We start from the raw sequence: 16553 nt of genomic DNA on the forward strand, positions 1-16553 counted from the left end.
GTCGCCCTCCCCAAAAGGGAACGGCAAACCCCCGTTGTCGCGGGATGGAGCAGCCCGGTAGCTCGTCAGGCTCATAACCTGAAGGTCGCAGGTTCAAATCCTGCTCCCGCAACCAACGCGACATATACCAAACCGTCTCAGGATCTCCCGGGACGTTTTTTTTGTGCCGTTTTTGCGTGACTTAGCGTCTCCCAGAGCCTTTCCGAGCATCTCACCGGATCGCCGGAAATGCCAGGACGTCGGTTTGCATTCGGGGGTATTTTTCGGGGTAATACCCCTGCAACCCGCAGGAGTACCCCCAATGCCCCTCAAGGAGCTGGAAGCGCGCTACGCCACCAGGCGTGCCAAGGACTATAAGCTGGCCGACGGCGAAGGCCTCTATCTGCTCGTGCGCGCCAACGGATCCAGCCCTGGCGCATGAAATATCGCTTTGCCGACAAGGAGAAGCTGCTCTCCTTTGGCCGTTATCCCGACGTCAGCCTCGCCGATGCGCGGCTGCGCCGCGCCGAGGCCAAGGTGGCGCTGGGGCAGGGGCGCGATCCGGGCGCTCGTGAAGTCGCCGAACCCGTCACGACCTTTGAAGCTGCCGCGCGCGAGTGGCATGCCAATCGCTGCGCCTCGCTTGATCCGGGGCATGCCTCTCGGCTGATGACGCGCCTCGAGCGGGATGCCTTTCCGGCGCTTGGCGCTCGTGACCTGCGGAGCATCACCAGTGCCGATGTGCTTGGCATGGTCCGGAGCGTGGAGGCCCGCGGCGCGCTCGACGTCAGCCGTAGGCTCAAGCAGCATGTCAGCCAGATCTTTCGCTTCTCGATCCCGCAAGGGTGGGCGGACAATGATCCTGCCGCATGCCTCAGCGGGCTGCTGAAGCCCAAGCCGCGCACCAAGCATATGGCGCGTGTGGGGCTGCAGGAGCTGCCGCAGCTGGTGCGCGCGATCGATGGCTATGATGGCGACGAGACGCCGCGGCGGCGGGCGGTTACTCGCGCTGCGCTGCTGTTTACGCTGCTGACCTGGGCGCGCACCAATGAGACCCGGCTAGCCCGCTGGGATGAGTTTGAGGGGCTGGATGGTGCCGAACCGCTTTGGCGGGTGCCTGCCGAGCGGATGAAGATGGAACGTGAGCATCTTGTGCCGTTGGCGCCCGATGTCGTCAAGCTGCTGGGGGAGGTGCGCGCTTACTCGACCGGCGGCTATGTCTTTGGCGGCGACAAGCTCGGTCAGCCGATCTCGCAGAACACGATGATCTATGGCTGTTACCGCATGGGTTATCGTGGGCGGCAGACGGTGCATGGGTTTCGTGGGCTTGCGTCGACCTGGGCTAACGAGGCTGAGTGCTATCGCTCCGATTGGATCGAGATGGCGCTTGCCCATGCCGACCGTGACGATGTGCGTAGCGCCTATAACTCCGCGCTGTACCTTACGCCCAGGCGGCGCATGCTCGGCGAGTGGGCGGCATACATCAGTGCCCTGACGCTCCAAGGTAAGAATGTCTCAGCTCACATGTAGACCGTCAGGTTATGGGTCGTGAGCCGCCAGTCCGCCGCGGGCGGCAAATATACGTTAAAGGGTGGGGTGACGATGAGGATGATGACTGCACCTGGCACTTCCGCCCGTTTGCAGGAGATTGGTATTGCCGCAAACGAGCCGGCTGCTGCCGAGTTTCCCAACATGTCCACACGAAATGGCCCTTGGATGGACACCAATGCTAGGTTCAAGGTAGAAAAAGGTCAGATGACTACCCAATTGGGCAAGGGGAGGGCGCTAGAGATTTTCAATCAGGGCCTAATAATTGCAGAGCGTGTTAGGCGGTAATGGTGGAAAATTCGCGAAATGAAAAATGGAAATTAAAATGAAGAAAGTTTTTGAGCTTGCTGAAGAACTTCGTCGCGACCCAAACCGAGTGGCGTTGACGCAGGCTCTTACCTTCAATGCCGGCAAGCCAGATTTTGGGCTTAGAGGTAATAAAGGGCTATTCGGTTCGGCGGAGTGGTGGGCGAGTATTGAATCGGGATCTACTCCATCGAAGAAAATTTGCGGCACTATCGAACGGGCTTACTATGTCGGGCCGGGTGGGGACGGCCCAAACAATATGATCGAGATTGTGACAAATGAAGGTGTGCGGGAGGAAATAGGCATTTATATAAATGACCCTTCAGACATCTGTTTTTTCGTAGAAGGGCACAAGGTTGAAGTAGTCTACGCATTCGATGAGCTAAAGCGGCAACCAGCGCCGGGGGAGGGAGTTAGTTACTCTAGGGTGGCTTTGTCGATGTCGGTATCCACTCAACCCGTTCAATAGGTCGTGAACTCATAAATCGGATTGAAGGGCTGAGTAACGCGTCTGCCGCGCGGGTCGAGTTCACGCGCTCAAACCGTTGCGGATTTCGATCATCTCCGCTCGACGCGAAAATACCCCCATTTGTCGCTATCCGAACATGGCTGGGGTACCAGCGGGGGTATTCTAGCCTCACCACAGAGAAATTATCGAATATAATCAATGGCCTGCCTAGATTCTGATGATGATAGAGATCCTGCTCCCGCAACCAACGCGACACACATCACAACCGCCTCGGTATCCACCGCAGGCGGTTTTTTTGTGCCCAACGCACGCCATACGTCACACACGGCACGCAGGGCCGCCCACAGGGCCGCCCGAAAGGCTTGGCCGGCGCCTAGCGACCACGCGGATCGGCGCGATCCGCGATACGCCGGCAGGGCCCGATGATGCCCAGGCGTTGATGCTGGAGAACAGGGCGGGGTTCGCGTCCGGTTCATTCGTCTGGCGGTTGACTAGCGGATCCAGGATGGTGAGCCCGATCGAGGCGATCTGAAGCCTGGTTGCAGTGTCTGGCGACGATCGCTTCCAGCGCACCCGAAGAGTCCGTCTCGTTCAACGTTGGGGCGTGTTCAGCCCCGCAAGCGTCGCCTCACTTGCCGCCGTCCCGCCGCCACCTGGCCAGGCGACGCATCAGACGGTCCTTCATGCGGATGGTGCCTTCGCGGTACGCGGTACGCGCCGGGACCATTATCGACACCTCGGTCCCTCGGCCCGGGGCGCCCGCGATGGTCAGTCGCCCCGCGATCCGGTTTGCACGCTCATGCATTCCGGTCAGGCCAAAATGGCCCGGGCGCTCGCCACGTTCCAGAACGGGTGAGGGGATCCCGACTCCATCGTCACGAACCGCCATGCGCAATCCGCGCCGATGCCAGTCGAGAACGATGTCGATCGTGGTTGCGCCGGAGTGATGGACCGTGTTGCGGATCGCTTCTTCGGCGATCCGGTGCAGTTCCTCGCGCACCATGGGATTCAGGTCTCGCGGTGTCCCTTCGACCGTCAGGCGGCTTTCCTTTCCGCTCCCGACGGCAAGCGTCGCGGCCAACGCCGCCAGCGCCTCGGACAGGTCGGTCGCCGCATCTCCGCTTCGAAGGTCGCGGACCCGATCCCTGCCCTCGACAAGCACGCCCTGGACATGAACCAGAGCCTGTTCGAGCGGCTGGCGGGCGCCGGTTTCCTCCGGAATGGTGTTGGCGGCCACCCTCACGTGGAGCAGCAGCGCCTGCATGCCCTGCAGCAAGGTGTCGTGAAGCTCGCGGGCGATCCGCTCGCGCTCCGCGATCCGGACCTCGAAGCGGCTCCGCACACGCCCCAGCACCTGTCGTACGCGAAGCAGGTAAACGAGTCCGAGGAAGAGCAGGGCCATCAGGCCGAGCAGCAGCTTGAACCAGACGGACTGAAGGAAGGTGGGCGGAATGGTGATGTCGAGCGACGCCCCTTCCTCGTTCCAGACGCCGTCATTGTTCGAGGCGATCACCTGGAACCGGTAGGTCCCCGGCGCGAGATTGGTGTAGAAAGCCTGGCGCCGGGTTCCGGCGTCGACCCAGTCGGGGTCCGCGCCGGCGAGGCGATATCTGAAGCGGACACGCTCCGGCAGGGTCAGGCTGAGGGCCGTATAGTCGAGTTGCAGGCCCGGCGTACCCGCCGGCAGCTCGATCGATGCGGGGTCGCGGAGGCGAACGCCATTATGGGCGATCGCGACGATACGGACGGGCGGCGCCACGTCGTTGCGGGGTATCCGGGCCGGGTCGATGGTCACCAGACCTTGGGTCGTCACGAACCACAGCCTGCCATCACCGCCCCGCACCGCCCCGTTTTTCGAATAGCCGACCGCAGCGGGGCCCGGCATCCCGTCCTCGAAGCTGAGGATGCGGGGCTCGAGTGTATGGCTGGGGTCGGAGAACGCCTTTTCCAGCTCGGTAGCGGAGAGGCGCACGACGCCGACGCTGGAGAGCAGCCACACGGCTCCGTCGGGCGTGTCGGTGATTCCGGCAAGGCCGCTGAGCCATGGATAGCCGCGCGCCAGGACGGTAATTCGCCCATGTTCGAGCTTGGCGAGCCCGGAGGCAGTTCCGATCAACACCCGATTGTCGATGCGGTGCATGACATTGATGCGACCGGGAATGTCCGCCGACTTCCAGATCAGCCGCGCGTCCAGAGGGGTCAGGCGGTAGAGGCCCTCCCGTTGAAGATAGACGAGAATGCTGCCGGCGGGTTCGGCCAGCATGACGGTTGCCATCGCGCTTCCCGCATAGGGTGATGTCGCCCACCTGTCGCCGAACCGGCGCTGCAGCGCCCGGAATCGACTGAACCAGACGCTGCCGTCACCGCCGACGATGCAATCGAGATAGGCGCCCTTCCCCGTATTCGGGATCACGGCCGGTGGGCGGCCGGGGCGGATGACCTTCAGATTGTCGTTGGCCCCCACCCAGAGCGCGCCTTGCCTATCTTCGCAGAGCGTCTGAGGGTTATCGATCCCGGAGACGAGGCGCTGGGCGCTGCCCCCAACGGGTATCCTGTAAATGGAATCCGAATCCGCCGCGAACACCGACCCGTCCAGACCCGCAAGCAGGATATAGCCTAGCCTCGATTTGCCCGGGACACCCAGGTCGCGGATCATTGCGGGATCGCTGAACCTGTCCAGCCCGTTGGACGTGCCGATCCACACATTGCCCTCGCGGTCCTCCAGCATCGCCTGAGCATGGTCGGAGGACAGTCCGTTCGCCTCCGAAAACCAGTCCTCTTCCGGCTTTGCGCCGGTGAAGACCGTGTTGGGCCGAGCGATGCGGAACACGCCGGAGGTCGTCGCCCCCCAAAGGTTGCCATCGCGGTCGAAGGCGATGCGTCGAAGCTGCCGTCCGGGCCTGGCGGGGGGGATCCTGTAGGCCTGCTTCGGCGCCGCTGCGACGTATCCTTCGGCGATCATCATGGTCCCGTTCATCCAGTGCGACGACCAGACCTTTCCGTCAGGAGCCTCGGCCAGCCCGACATCCTCCTGCTGGATCGGCAAGGAGTCGAACCGGGTCGATCCAGGCCGCAGCAGCAGCAACGGGCTGCGCGAGGGATTTGCCCAGATCGCGCCACTGCGTGCGACCATCAAGGCACCCGTATCGCTCCATGGAAAGTTCCAGTCCGGCCCGATCGTCTGCCAGCCAGTTCTCCCGAATCGATAGAGGGGGCGCGGCTTCGTTCCGGTGGACGCCCAGACAGCACCGCTTCGGTCCTGAAGCAGTTGCCAAACCCATCTTTCGCTATTCGCGGGGGAGGTGTCGATGAGGCGATTGCGCCGGATGACCGCAATGCGTCCCGATTGATAGCCGATCCAGAGTCCGCCGTCCCGGCTGGCCAGCAACGCCGACACCGCCTCGTCCGGCGCGTTGTGGTGACGAAGTCCCGGCATCCGCTCGAACCGGATGCCGTCGAACCGGAAGAGGCCGGTATCGCCTCCCACCCACAGGAACCCGTCAGGCGTCTGCGCAAGCGCCCGGATGCCGTAGGGCGCTCCGTCGGTCATCGTCCAGCGCCGATGATTCAGCTGTGTGAGCCTGAGGGCGGGATCGAGCGCGTTCGCCGACGGGACTGCGATGATCGAGACGAGGATGAGCGCCCCGACCAGGATGAGTTTCGACAGCCCCCGCACCCAACCACCCCCCGGTTCGCGCTTCTCGCCCGGACAGCTATGAACTGAACAGGCGCTAAGGGCTTAGAGACTGTTTGGAAAATCGCGAAATAGCGATTTTCAAGGCACCGCAATGCGCCAACAGGCGCATTTCAAAACGGTCTCTTAGCGCGAAGTCGAGTGTCCTCAACAGGATTAAGATGCCGGACCTTTCCGCCCCCGGCAGGTTCCGCACCACTCTGCGCGGCCTTTACTTGTCGGGTCGGCGCTGCATGGTGGCGGGGTGCCCAGTTTCATCGAACGATTGCTCTTTCCGGCACCCCGCCTGGACCTGGCGGCGCTTGGGCGCAGGCTCGAGGGCCGGACCGTCCTCGTGACGGGCGCCAGCTTCGGGATTGGCGAACAGGTGGCGCGGATCGCGGGCAGGGCGGGGGCACGGGTGCTGCTCGTCGCGCGTACCGCGAGCCGGCTGGAGGAGGTTGCGGCCGACATCGCCGCGGATGGCGGGATCGCGCAGGGTCTGCCCTGCGATTTCAGCGACGGCGCGGCGGTCGAGCGGCTGGCGGCGGCGCTCCCCGCAGTCGACATCTTCGTCAGCAACGCGGGCAAGTCGATCCGGCGACCGATACTGGCGTCGCTCGGCCGGCCCCAGGATGTCACCCGTACCGGCGCAATCAATTATCTGGCGCCTTGCCGCCTCGCGCTGGCGGCGATGCCCGGGCTGGTGGCGCGGAAGGGGCAGATCATCAACGTGTCGGCGGCGAATGTGCTGCTGCCGCCTGCTCCGGGCTGGGCCGCCTACCAGGCGTCGAAGACCGCGTTCGACCAATGGCTGCGCAGCGCCGCGCCCGAGTTGCGCGCGGTCGGCGTGGCGGTGAGTTCGATCTACCTGCCGCTGGTGCGGACCCGAATGATCGCGCCGACGCGCAGCTATGATCGCGTGCCGGCGATGTCGCCGGAGCATGCCGCGCACCATGTCGCCGCGGCCATACTGACGCGGTCGCGGCGCTGGCGGCCCTGGTGGTTGCCGCCCGTGCAGCTCGCGGCCGCGCTGGCGGGAAGTGCGTGGGAGCCGCTGGCCGAGCACCGGGCGCAGAGCGCGGTGCGCTGAACGGTCGCCAGCCTTCGCGCCGGTGGATCGCCGCACGAATGCTGCGATCGGGCCTGTTCGCGCCGGGCCCGCTGCTGGCGCTTGCGGGCGCGGTGATGCGGTCGGGCATCAACCTGGTCGCGCTGGTCCGGCTGGGCGCACGGATCCGTGCGGACGCGGCGATCGAGGACGGGCGCGAGCGCGTGGCGTTCGGTGTGCTTGCCGACCAGGCGGAGCGGATCGCCGCCATGCTGCACGCTGGACATGGCGTGGGGCGGGGGACGGCCGTCGCGATCACGGGGGCGAACGGCCTGGGCTTCGTGCGCGCGCTGCTTGCGCTGTCGCGACTTGGTGCGCGCGCAGTGCTGATCAATCCCGCGCTGCCGCCCTTGCAGGCCTCGCAGCTCCTGGATCGGCACGGCGTCTCGCTCCTTCTCGCGGCGAAGGATACGGTCGAGGCGATGGACGGGGTCGCGACGCTCGATCCGGATGATCTTCTGCGCTCGGGCGGACGCCCGCCGGTCGCTCCGCCCCGGCAGTCGTCGGGCGAGATCGTGGTGCTGACGGGCGGGACGACGGGCTTGCCCAAGCCTGCCGGCCGGGCGGTGGCGCCGGGGAGCGTGCTGCGGCTGTTCCTGCATCTGGTCGCCGCATTGCAGCTGGAGCGGCGGCGCGCGGTCTTCGTGGCGGTGCCGCTGTTTCATGGTTTCGGCCTTGCGTCGCTGATCGTCGCGCTGGCGCTCGGGCGGACGGTGCATCTGCGGCCCAGATTCGAGGCGGGCCCTGCCGCCGCGCTGATCGGCGCCGAGCGGATCGACACGCTGGTGGTGGTGCCGACGATGTTGCGGCGCCTGCTCGCGGTTCCGGATGCGCTGGGTCCGCTGCAATGTGTCGTCTCGGGGGGCGCTGCCCTCGATGCCGAGCTGGTGCAGGACACGCGTGCGCGGCTGGGCGAGATCCTCTTCAATCTGTACGGCACGAGCGAAGCCGGGCTGGCCGCGCTTGCCCTGCCCGACGATCTGGCGGCTGCGCCCGGCACGATCGGGCGTCCGATCTGGGGCGCGCAGATCCGCCTGGGCGACGAGGGCGGGTCCGCTGACGAGGGTGCCCTGTGGGTGCGCAGCGCTGCCTCGATCACCCGCGAAAGCTGGATCGCCACCGGCGATCTCGCGCACCGCGACGCCGCCGGCCGGTTGTTCATTCGCGGGCAAACCGACGACATGATCGTCTCGGGCGGGGAGAATGTCGATCCGTGGGAGCTGGAGACGGTTCTGTTGACGCATCCGCACGTCGCTCAGGCTGCGGCCGTGGGCGTCGCGGATCGTGACTATGGGCAGCGGCTGGTCGCGTTCGTGGTGCCGCACAGCGGCTTCGACCTGGACGCCGACATGCTGCTCGGCTGGTTGGCCGGGCGGGTGGCACGGCACCTGACGCCGCGCAGCGTGGCGGTCCGCGACGCGCTTCCCCTGACCGCGATCGGCAAGGTGGACCGGACAGGATTGCGGCAGGCCGCGATGTCCGGCCCCTGTTGACGACCGACGAGTCCGGGGCCGTGGTCAGCGGCCGAGCTGAGCCTTCAGCGCATCGATCCGCTGCGATGCCTCGGCCTTGGTAAGTCCCTCGGGCGGTGCAGGCTCTCGGGCTTCCCCGCTCAGCGTCGTGAGATAGCTCGCCTGTGCGCCGGTAATGGGCTCATCGCCCGACACCCAATCTGCCGGGTCCTTTTCCGCGTTGGAGCCGGGATGCTCGTCGAGCTTCGGGTTGTGCAGATCGTCCGTCATGTGAATGGCCTCGTTCGCTATATGTTCTCAAGCCAACGACGCGGCCGATCCGAAGTTCCAGCTATTGTGGCGGACGGCGCAGAACCCGTATGGCTGCGCGCCTGGATCGCGCCGCATCATGGATCGACCGGCTTGCCCAGCCGCCCCTCGATCCACAGCTTTCGAATCAGCACGAAGCACAGGACGGTCAGCGGGCCGCCCAGGATCAGTCCGGCCGGTCCGAAGATCACGCCGATCGAGAAAAGTGAGAACATGGTCACCGCAGGCGGGATCTTGACCGAATGCCGCATGACCAGCGCGTTCACCAGATTGCCGTCGGTCTGCTGCACGACGAAATAGATCGCGGCGATCTTCCACACCGCGTCCCCGCCCATGGTCAGGCCGATCAGGACCGCAGGCGCCGCCGCCATCAGCGGACCGATGACCGGAATGAACCCGAGAATGGCGGCGATGACCGCAAGCGCAAGCGGCGAGGGCGCGCCGATCAGCCACATCCCCAGGAAGATCGTGACGCCGACGAAGATGACCGAGACGGTCTGTCCCAGGAGGAACCGGCGAAGCGCCACGCCCAGCTCGTGCAGCGTCTCGTCACCGCGTTCTTCCCATGTGCGGGGCAGCAGCATCCGGAATCCGGCGCGATAGGTCGAGGGCTGGGCTGCCAGGAATACGCCGCCGAGCATCGCGAGCAGCGTTGCCGACAGCATCCCGCTGACGAAGGACAGGATCGACCGGACGATCGAGACGATATTGTTGCCTGACGGGGAGAATTGCTCGACGATATGGTTCAGCCGCTCTTCGCCGACGCGGTCGCTCAGATCCTGCCATCCGCCCGGGACGAGCCTGGCCAGCTGGTTGACCTGATTGACAAGCTCGGTGCCGAACAGTCCGGCGATCGCGAAGATGCTGCCGAACAGGGTGATCGCCGCGACCGCCAGCGCAACCGGACGGGGCACGGGCACGAACCGGCAGATCAGGCGGGTCAGCGCGCCGAGCACGATCGCGACCAGTGTCGCCGCGAACAGGAGCAGCAGGACCGGGCGGAGCTGCCAGAGCAGCGCGGCAAATGCCAGGAGCGCGAGCAGCGCAGCCCCGGCCGTGAACAGGCGGCTGGCGCGCGCGCCGGATAGCAGCCGGGCATTTGCATCCGGCTCGGTCGGTGGCGTCGCGGTCACAGATTCCTCGGATGGTGTTTGCCAATGCGACGATCACAACGTTCCGGACACGAAAAGGCTCACGCGCCTCGGGCCGGTGACTCCGCAGTTCGACTTGATGTCGGCTGTAACCTGCAAGATGTCATAACCGTGGCACGGCTCCGGTCCCCGGCCGTGATGTCGCGACCGGGACGGGCCGAGAGGTTGCTCGACGAGATCGAAGCGACGCTCTTGCCGGCCTATTTGGGCTGACGTGCGTTCTGCGCGACTGCGACGATGATGCAGGCGAGGAAGCCCAGCGGGAACCAGAGCCCGAACTTGCCGGTGAGCAGGCCGATCATTCCGAACAGGACCAGGACGGCGAAGGGTGTCAGATGCTTCATGCCGTCAGCCTATCGGTGCCCCCGGCCGCGCGTCAACGGATGCGACGGGACCGCGCCGCCGCGCATCTCGCTCACGCGACGATCTCCGGTGCGGCGGTGCCGGCCTGGCGCTCGAACAGGCGGCGATACTGGCCGTCTTGCGCAGCGAGCAGCGCGTCATGGCTGCCATCCTCGACGATCCGTCCGCCCGCGAACACCAGGATGCGGTCGAGCGCGCGGACGGTCGACAGGCGGTGGGCGATGACGATCGCCGTCCGCCCGACCATCAGCCGCTCCATCGCCTGCTGGATCGCGGCCTCGGATTCGGAATCGAGGCTGGACGTGGCCTCGTCGAGGATCAGGATCGGCGCGTCGGCAAGGAAGGCGCGCGCGATCGCCACGCGCTGACGCTCGCCGCCTGAAAGCTTCACGCCGCGCTCGCCGACCAGGGTGCGATAGCCCTTGGGCAGCGCCATTATGAAGTCATGGGCGTTGGCCAGGCGCGCCGCCTGCTCGATCTCGGCCTGGGTCGCGCCGGGCCGGCCATAGCCGATATTGTCGGCCAGCGAGCGGTGGAACAGCACCGATTCCTGCGGGACGATCGCGACCTGGCGGCGGAGCGACGCCTGCGTCGCCCCTGCCACGTCCTGCCCGTCGATCGTCACCTGTCCGGCGTCGATATCGTAGAGCCGCTGGATCAGCTTGACGAAGCTGGTCTTTCCCGAGCCAGACGGGCCGACGAGGCCGACGCGCTGTCCCGCCGGGATGGTGACGGACAGGCCGTCGTAAAGCGGATGATCCTGTCCCGGATAGCGGAAGCGCACGGCGTCGAAGCCGATCGCGCCGCCCTCGATCCGGATCGGTCGGGCACCCGGACGATCGGCGACGCCGAGCGGTTCGTCATGGAGCTGGACCAGTTCCTCCATCTCGTTCACCGCGCGCTGAAGCTGGTGCACATATTGGCCGATCTCGCGAAGATAGCCGTTCAGCACCAGATAGCTGGTGAGGACATAGGCCATGTCGCCGGCGCTCGCCTGGCCACGCGCCCAGAGCAGCAGCGCAGTGCCCGTCGTCGCGATCCGGATCAGCCAGAGCAGCGCGAGCTGGCCGGAGCCTGCCCAGGTGAAGGCCATCCAGGTGCGGCGGGTGCGCCGGCGCCACTTGCCGACCGTCCGGCCGAGCAACTGCTCCTCGCGATCCTCGGCGCCGAAGGCCTTCACGACGGCGTTGGTCCCGATCGCATCGGCCAGCACGCCGCCAAGCCGGGTGTCCCATTGGTTGGACAGGCGTGCCCGGGGAGCGAGCACGCGCGTGGCGAGCGCCACGGTCAGCGCGATATAGGCAAGCGCGCCGATGCCCATCACCAGCCCGAGGAGCGGCCAGTGCGCGGCGAGCAGCAGCACGGTGCCGACCAGAACCGTCAGTGAGGGCAGCAGCGCGAGCAGCAGCACGTCGTTCAGCGTATCGAGCGCCCACATGCCGCGCGTGATCCGCCGCACGGTCGATCCCGAAAAGGCGTTGGCATGCCAGTCGGTGGAGAGACGCTGGACCCGGGCGAACGCTTCCCGGGTGACGGTGCCCATCATGGTCAGCGTCAGCGGGACGATCGACCACCAGCCGAGGTGGCGCAGGACCACCATCGCGCATCCCAGGGCAGTGATCGCGCCGAAGCTCCACCAGGCAAGGGCGCCGTTGCCGCTGCCGACGGCGTCGATCATCCGCCCGGCATAGAGCGGGACGAAGACTTCGGTCAGCGTCGCGAGCATCATCGCGGAGGCGCAGGCAAGTGCCGGCAGGGGCGTGCGGGCCCAGAGGCGGAAGGTGAAGCCCAGCACCTTGCGCAGCACCGAGGCGCGCGGAAAAAGATCGTCGTCGGTCATCGAATGTCCCCCGTGCGATCGCGCACGGTCCTCAGGTCAGCGGGTCGGTCGAAATGCGTGGCGGGTTTTGGCGCGCTGGTGCAGCAGGCCGCCTACCCGGAGGATCGCCGGGCAGCGCGCAAGAAAATCGGTCATGTCCGCGCCCCCTTTCCGGTCGTCACTGAGGTGGTGGGGCTTTAGCCGATTCGGCCAGTAAACGCCACAATGCCCCGCAAGCGGCGTCGGGCACCGTTGAATGCCGGGTCCGAGGACCGTACGACAGGCCGCGCCCGCACCTGTACGCGGCGCAATGACCCATTGGCGTCGTCATGCGTTCGGGGCCGGCACATCAATCGAAAGGCGATCGATCTCATGAACCTTCTGCTCCCCAGCCTGTTGATCCTCGCCGCCGCCGGACAGCCCGCGTCGGGACAGACGAGCCGCGCCGCCGCCCAGGATTCCGGTCAGGCGGATCCGGCATGGCTGGCGCAGTGCATGAAGGAGAATGGCTCGACGCTGGGCATGGCCAAATGCATGGTCGATCATCGCAGCGCCTTGCAGGAGCAGCAAAAGGCGCTGCTGACCCGGATCGGCGGCAGGCTGGCCGGCAAGGGCCCCGAGGGAACCGACTACAAGGCGGCGGCCGCCAGCCTGGCCGAGGCGCAGAAGCATTGGGAGGCATTCATCGGCGCGGACTGCGACATCGTCGGATCGGTGTTCGGCTATGGCACCGCGCAGGGACTCGCCGGCGAGGATTGCGTCATCAACCATTATCGCGCGCGAAACGACCAGCTGCGCGAACTGGAAGCGAACTATCTGACGCCTGCTGGTTGATCGGGGCAGGGCGGTCGCGAGGTCAGCGGAAAGCTCGAATGTCCCCCGGACCGGGGCGTCCGGCCCGTGCGATCGATACGGGTTGCCGCGCCGGCTGCAGCGCCAGCCGTTCCGGCACCGGGCGCGCCAGTACGGCGAGGGTGACGAGAAGCCAGCCGGCGGTGACGATGGCGAAGAGGACCAGCATGATCCCGGCCTGGTCGAGGATGATCATCACGGCGCAGGCGGCCGCGAAGAAATCACGCATGGTGAGCCAGGTCAGCCACTGCATGATCACCGACTTGCGTGCATTGACCCGTTGCTTGACCGCATCGAAGGTGAACGGGCCGCCCCTCGCCCGCGCGGTGGCGCCGATCAGGTAGAGGCCGGTCACCAGCAGCATCAGGCCGACGGTGCCGGCGGTGGCCGGGCCGTAGTCGCCCTGGATCCACAGATTTGCGCTGACTCCGGCAAGGAAGGCGAGATTGGTCAGGGCGTCGGTGACGCTGTCGAGCATCGCCCCGGTGCGCGAGGTCCGGAAGGTGGCGCGCGCCACTTCGCCGTCCACGCCGTCGACGATCGAGGCGAGCTGAAACAGGATCGCGCCGGCGACGAGTCCGCCCGGACCGCCCAGGAACAGGCAGATCGCCATGACGATCCCGATCGCCGCGGCGGCAAGCGTCGCGTGAATGGGCTCGACCCCGGGGAAGCGAAGCAGCGAGCGCGTCATTGCCTGCGATACGGGGCGATTGAGGTGGCGTGACACGATGCCGTCGGTCGGCTTGGCCGTGGCGGCGATGATCGTATCGCCGGCACGCTCAAGTCGCTCGCGCTGGATCGTCGCCGATTCCCGAGCGCCGCCGGTGATCAGGTCGCGTGGACAGCGATAGCTCCCCGCGACCGGGGCATTGGGATTATCGAGAAGCCGCTCGATATCTGCGGTCTCGACCAACGCCTCGCCCTGGAGAACGACGCAGGACGGATTCGCCCAAAGCGCGCCCGGCACGCCGTGGCCTACCGCGAATTCGGGCGCGAGCCGCATCAGTTCCGCCCGGCATAGCGGGCTGGGCTGCCAGCCGCCCGCGACCAGCACCAGGCCGTGCCCTTGCGAAAAGGGGCGCTTGCGCAGTGCGATCGATGCCTGATGTGCCGCGCGTGCCGCCGCCGGAACGCCGGCGACCACCTGGTTCGCGGTCGCCTCACTGGAAAACAGGATCGCGATACCGGCCAAAACGCGCAAGCTCCACAGGGCGGTCGTGGGTAGCCGCCGGGGTCGCGTCTATGAAAGGCTTTGCTGCAGTGCAAGACCACTCTGGTCGTAAACGGATGAACCCGGCATCGAATACGACCGACGGCGCCCCACCTGCGGCGGATCGCGGCCATCGGTGTCAGGCGTAACCATATTGCAGCGCCACGGTTTTGGGACTGGCGCTGCATCCGGAGCGGCCTGTCCTGGATGGCGCCGATACCGTATGCCGTGCCGTCTGGTTCATTCTGCAGTGCAGCGTCGCGACGTGCCGCGGCCAGAAGATCTCGTTCAGATCGACGCCAGCAGCATGCGGTACAGGGCCAGATTGGCGGCGGCGAAAGCCGGCCAACTGAGCTCGGCAGCGCGTGCCAGACCGGCCTTCCGCATCATCGCGGCGCGGTCCGGATCGCCGACCACCTCGCGCAGGCCCTGCGCGATCGACGCCACGTCGCCCGGATCGACCAGCCTGGCGGCACCCGCCGTCACCTCGGGCATCGCCGATCGCGCGCTGGTCACGACGGGACACCCACAGGCCATTGCCTCTGCCAGCGGATTGCCGAAACCCTCGCAAAAGGAAGGATGGAGCAGGGCGGCCGCCGAGGAATACAGTTCGACAAGGTCCTGGCGGGTGATGGCGGGCAGGAAGTGAATTCGGTCCGCGATGCCGAGGGTTGTGGCCAGGCGAAGCAGTGCATCGGCACCGCGGCCCATTCGCTGAACGAGGACCAGATCGATGCCGGCATCTCTGGAAAAGGCGGCAGCGAAGGCTCGAATCGCGCCTTCATGATTCTTGTAGGGCGCATTCTGGCCGACCGTCAGGACGAAGCGGCGATTATCGGGCAGGGCCAGCCGCGAGCGCATATCAGCGGTCATGGGTGTGGGGCGGAATTCAGGCGACACACCCGACAGCGTCACATGGACTCGGTCGCCGCGCTCCGGCGCGAGCGCAACGATCTCGTCGCGGCTTGCCGCGCTCACCGTGGCGATCGCCGCCGCGTCGCGTAGCGCACGGCGGATCCCATGGCCATAAAAGGCTCGGTCGATCAGGCCGCGCGGCCGGGACGTGCACAAGTGCGGCGCGGTCAGCCACATGACGTCGTGAACCGTGACCAGGCAGGGCACGGGCAGCCTTGCCGGCATGATGTTCGCCGGTGCGTGGAACAGGTCGATGCCGGACAGGTCGACAACTTGCGGCAGCCACCACATCGTCGCAGGGCCATTGGCCGGTTGCCGGACGACGCGTTCCACAACATTGGCTCGATCGCTCAGCGGGCGATCGAGCGACGGGTGGCGCAGCAGCACGAAATCGAGATCGGGGGCCAGGGCAGGGATGAAATCGACAAGCCCCTGGACCACTTCCCCGATCCCGCTCGGGCGTTCGCGGATATATCGGCAGTCGATGCAGATGGTGCTCACTCGCGTCGCTACTCCGGCTGCAACGTCGTGGGCAATAACCCATTCCCGGGCGACCGCCACGGCCCTTTCCACGCAGCCGCCGGAAGGTGCGAATTGCGCGACCAGATCTGCCCATCTGGACCGAGTGGAACGATTGAGGGTTGCGTTGGATACCAAAAGGCGCGATTTGCTAACAAAATTGAAATTCACGACATAGAGGTGAATTGCGGGCAGCGTGTCCGCAATCGTGGTCGCATTTTGTCATCGTTCAGTCTTCAGTCTTCGATCCGTCGATGCCGGCAGGAGGTGGAGGCTGTTCATAATCGGTTAATGTGGGCCAGTCTTCGGGTGTATTCCAACTGTAGCCTTGTTTCAGGTTGGGTGTAGGAAGTGGCGTACATGAATTGTATCGGGGTGGCAGTGATCGGCGTTGGCAACTGCACAAGCTCGCTGATCCAGCGGGTAGTCCACGATCCCGAAACGGACTCCGCGCGGAGCTCGGTTCATGAAGTTGTTCGCGGCCATGCCACGGGTGACGAAGGCTTCGTCATGGCGGCGGATGTCAACGCCTGTCTCATGGAAGATGGTCGCGTCGCGAGCTGATTGCAGTGCGAGCCCTAGATCGTTCCATGTTTCGGGACCTGTGCCTATGGATCCGGTAATCCTGGCAGGGGGCTTCAGCGGCAGGTTGCGAGCGGTTTCGGAATCGAAGCCGATCACGCCGGTCGCCGAAATTCCACTGTTAGAACTAATGCGAGGCGCCGAGCGCCGCGGAAGCCCGCCGGCGCGCAGGCGGCCTCCGGCGCATGGCTGTTGCACGGCAACCCTGGATATGGATGCGGCGTGGTCGATCGACGTCGATGGTCCGGGGGTGCGCGGACGCGCGGCGGCGCAGG

General features: G+C 66.0%; 13 protein-coding genes and 1 tRNA gene. 6 read left to right on the forward strand and 8 right to left on the reverse strand.

Translation table 11 applies throughout. The features are described 5' to 3' along the window. Positions 1–38: 38 nt before the first annotated feature. The 3 genes from TPR58_RS18895 (at position 39) to TPR58_RS18905 (ending at position 2302) form a co-directional block, all read left to right on the forward strand. Positions 39–115, forward strand: a tRNA-Met gene (locus tag TPR58_RS18895). A gap of 302 nt (positions 116–417) precedes the next feature. Beyond that, a complete protein-coding gene (locus TPR58_RS18900; protein ID WP_346248304.1) occupies positions 418–1509 on the forward strand; it encodes a tyrosine-type recombinase/integrase in 1092 nt (363 codons plus the stop codon). A gap of 343 nt (positions 1510–1852) precedes the next feature. Continuing rightward, positions 1853–2302: a hypothetical protein gene (locus TPR58_RS18905; RefSeq protein WP_346248305.1), complete on the forward strand. Its 450-nt coding sequence runs from the start codon at positions 1853–1855 to the stop codon at positions 2300–2302. A gap of 628 nt (positions 2303–2930) precedes the next feature. Here the strand turns inward: TPR58_RS18905 and TPR58_RS18910 are convergent. Then, the gene (locus TPR58_RS18910; RefSeq protein ID WP_346248306.1) at positions 2931–5852 is read right to left on the reverse strand and encodes a sensor histidine kinase; all 2922 of its coding nucleotides are present in this window, start codon (positions 5850–5852) and stop codon (positions 2931–2933) included. Between the two features lie 388 nt (positions 5853–6240). Between TPR58_RS18910 and TPR58_RS18915 the strand changes: the two genes are divergently transcribed. Together TPR58_RS18915 and TPR58_RS18920 are read left to right on the forward strand one after the other, a co-directional pair. After that, positions 6241–7068: an SDR family NAD(P)-dependent oxidoreductase gene (locus TPR58_RS18915; protein ID WP_346248307.1), complete on the forward strand. Its 828-nt coding sequence runs from the start codon at positions 6241–6243 to the stop codon at positions 7066–7068. A 38-nt stretch (positions 7069–7106) separates the two neighbouring features. After that, complete coding sequence (locus TPR58_RS18920) at positions 7107–8579, forward strand: class I adenylate-forming enzyme family protein (protein WP_346248308.1); 1473 nt, start codon at positions 7107–7109, stop codon at positions 8577–8579. A 24-nt stretch (positions 8580–8603) separates the two neighbouring features. On the opposite strand, the gene TPR58_RS18925 is transcribed toward TPR58_RS18920, so the two are convergent. From TPR58_RS18925 to TPR58_RS18940, 4 genes are all read right to left on the reverse strand, one after another. Further along, a complete protein-coding gene (locus tag TPR58_RS18925) occupies positions 8604–8828 on the reverse strand; it encodes a DUF3072 domain-containing protein (RefSeq protein WP_346248309.1) in 225 nt (74 codons plus the stop codon). A 116-nt stretch (positions 8829–8944) separates the two neighbouring features. Continuing rightward, complete coding sequence (locus tag TPR58_RS18930) at positions 8945–10000, reverse strand: AI-2E family transporter (protein WP_346248310.1); 1056 nt, start codon at positions 9998–10000, stop codon at positions 8945–8947. A gap of 218 nt (positions 10001–10218) precedes the next feature. Next, complete coding sequence (locus TPR58_RS18935) at positions 10219–10362, reverse strand: hypothetical protein (RefSeq protein WP_346248311.1); 144 nt, start codon at positions 10360–10362, stop codon at positions 10219–10221. Positions 10363–10433: 71 nt separating this feature from the next. Continuing rightward, entirely contained in the window at positions 10434–12221 is a 1788-nt protein-coding gene (locus TPR58_RS18940; RefSeq protein WP_346248312.1) for an ABC transporter ATP-binding protein, read from the reverse strand. A 351-nt stretch (positions 12222–12572) separates the two neighbouring features. Between TPR58_RS18940 and TPR58_RS18945 the strand changes: the two genes are divergently transcribed. After that, entirely contained in the window at positions 12573–13034 is a 462-nt protein-coding gene (locus tag TPR58_RS18945) for a lysozyme inhibitor LprI family protein (RefSeq protein ID WP_346248313.1), read from the forward strand. 22 nt (positions 13035–13056) lie between these two features. Here the strand turns inward: TPR58_RS18945 and TPR58_RS18950 are convergent, their stop codons facing one another. From TPR58_RS18950 to TPR58_RS18960, 3 genes are all read right to left on the reverse strand, one after another. Next, a complete protein-coding gene (locus TPR58_RS18950; RefSeq protein ID WP_346248314.1) occupies positions 13057–14244 on the reverse strand; it encodes a CDP-alcohol phosphatidyltransferase family protein in 1188 nt (395 codons plus the stop codon). Positions 14245–14550: 306 nt separating this feature from the next. Beyond that, the gene (locus tag TPR58_RS18955) at positions 14551–15678 is read right to left on the reverse strand and encodes a glycosyltransferase family 4 protein (protein WP_346248315.1); all 1128 of its coding nucleotides are present in this window, start codon (positions 15676–15678) and stop codon (positions 14551–14553) included. 351 nt (positions 15679–16029) lie between these two features. Next, positions 16030–16377, reverse strand: a complete 348-nt coding sequence (locus TPR58_RS18960; protein ID WP_346248316.1) for a hypothetical protein — start codon at positions 16375–16377, stop codon at positions 16030–16032. Positions 16378–16553: the final 176 nt, after the last annotated feature.

It is taken from the genome of Sphingomonas rustica (assembly GCF_039652585.1).
GTDB lineage: Bacteria > Pseudomonadota > Alphaproteobacteria > Sphingomonadales > Sphingomonadaceae > Sphingomonas > Sphingomonas rustica.

Coding starts and splice junctions, on each gene's coding strand:
- TPR58_RS18900 (WP_346248304.1), top strand. CDS start 418: ATGAAATATCGCTTTGCCGACAAGGAGAAGCTGCTCTCCTTTGGCCGT.
- TPR58_RS18905 (WP_346248305.1), top strand. CDS start 1,853: ATGAAGAAAGTTTTTGAGCTTGCTGAAGAACTTCGTCGCGACCCAAAC.
- TPR58_RS18910 (WP_346248306.1), bottom strand. CDS start 5,852: ATGACCGACGGAGCGCCCTACGGCATCCGGGCGCTTGCGCAGACGCCT.
- TPR58_RS18920 (WP_346248308.1), top strand. CDS start 7,107: ATGCTGCGATCGGGCCTGTTCGCGCCGGGCCCGCTGCTGGCGCTTGCG.
- TPR58_RS18925 (WP_346248309.1), bottom strand. CDS start 8,828: ATGACGGACGATCTGCACAACCCGAAGCTCGACGAGCATCCCGGCTCC.
- TPR58_RS18935 (WP_346248311.1), bottom strand. CDS start 10,362: ATGAAGCATCTGACACCCTTCGCCGTCCTGGTCCTGTTCGGAATGATC.
- TPR58_RS18940 (WP_346248312.1), bottom strand. CDS start 12,221: ATGACCGACGACGATCTTTTTCCGCGCGCCTCGGTGCTGCGCAAGGTG.
- TPR58_RS18945 (WP_346248313.1), top strand. CDS start 12,573: ATGAACCTTCTGCTCCCCAGCCTGTTGATCCTCGCCGCCGCCGGACAG.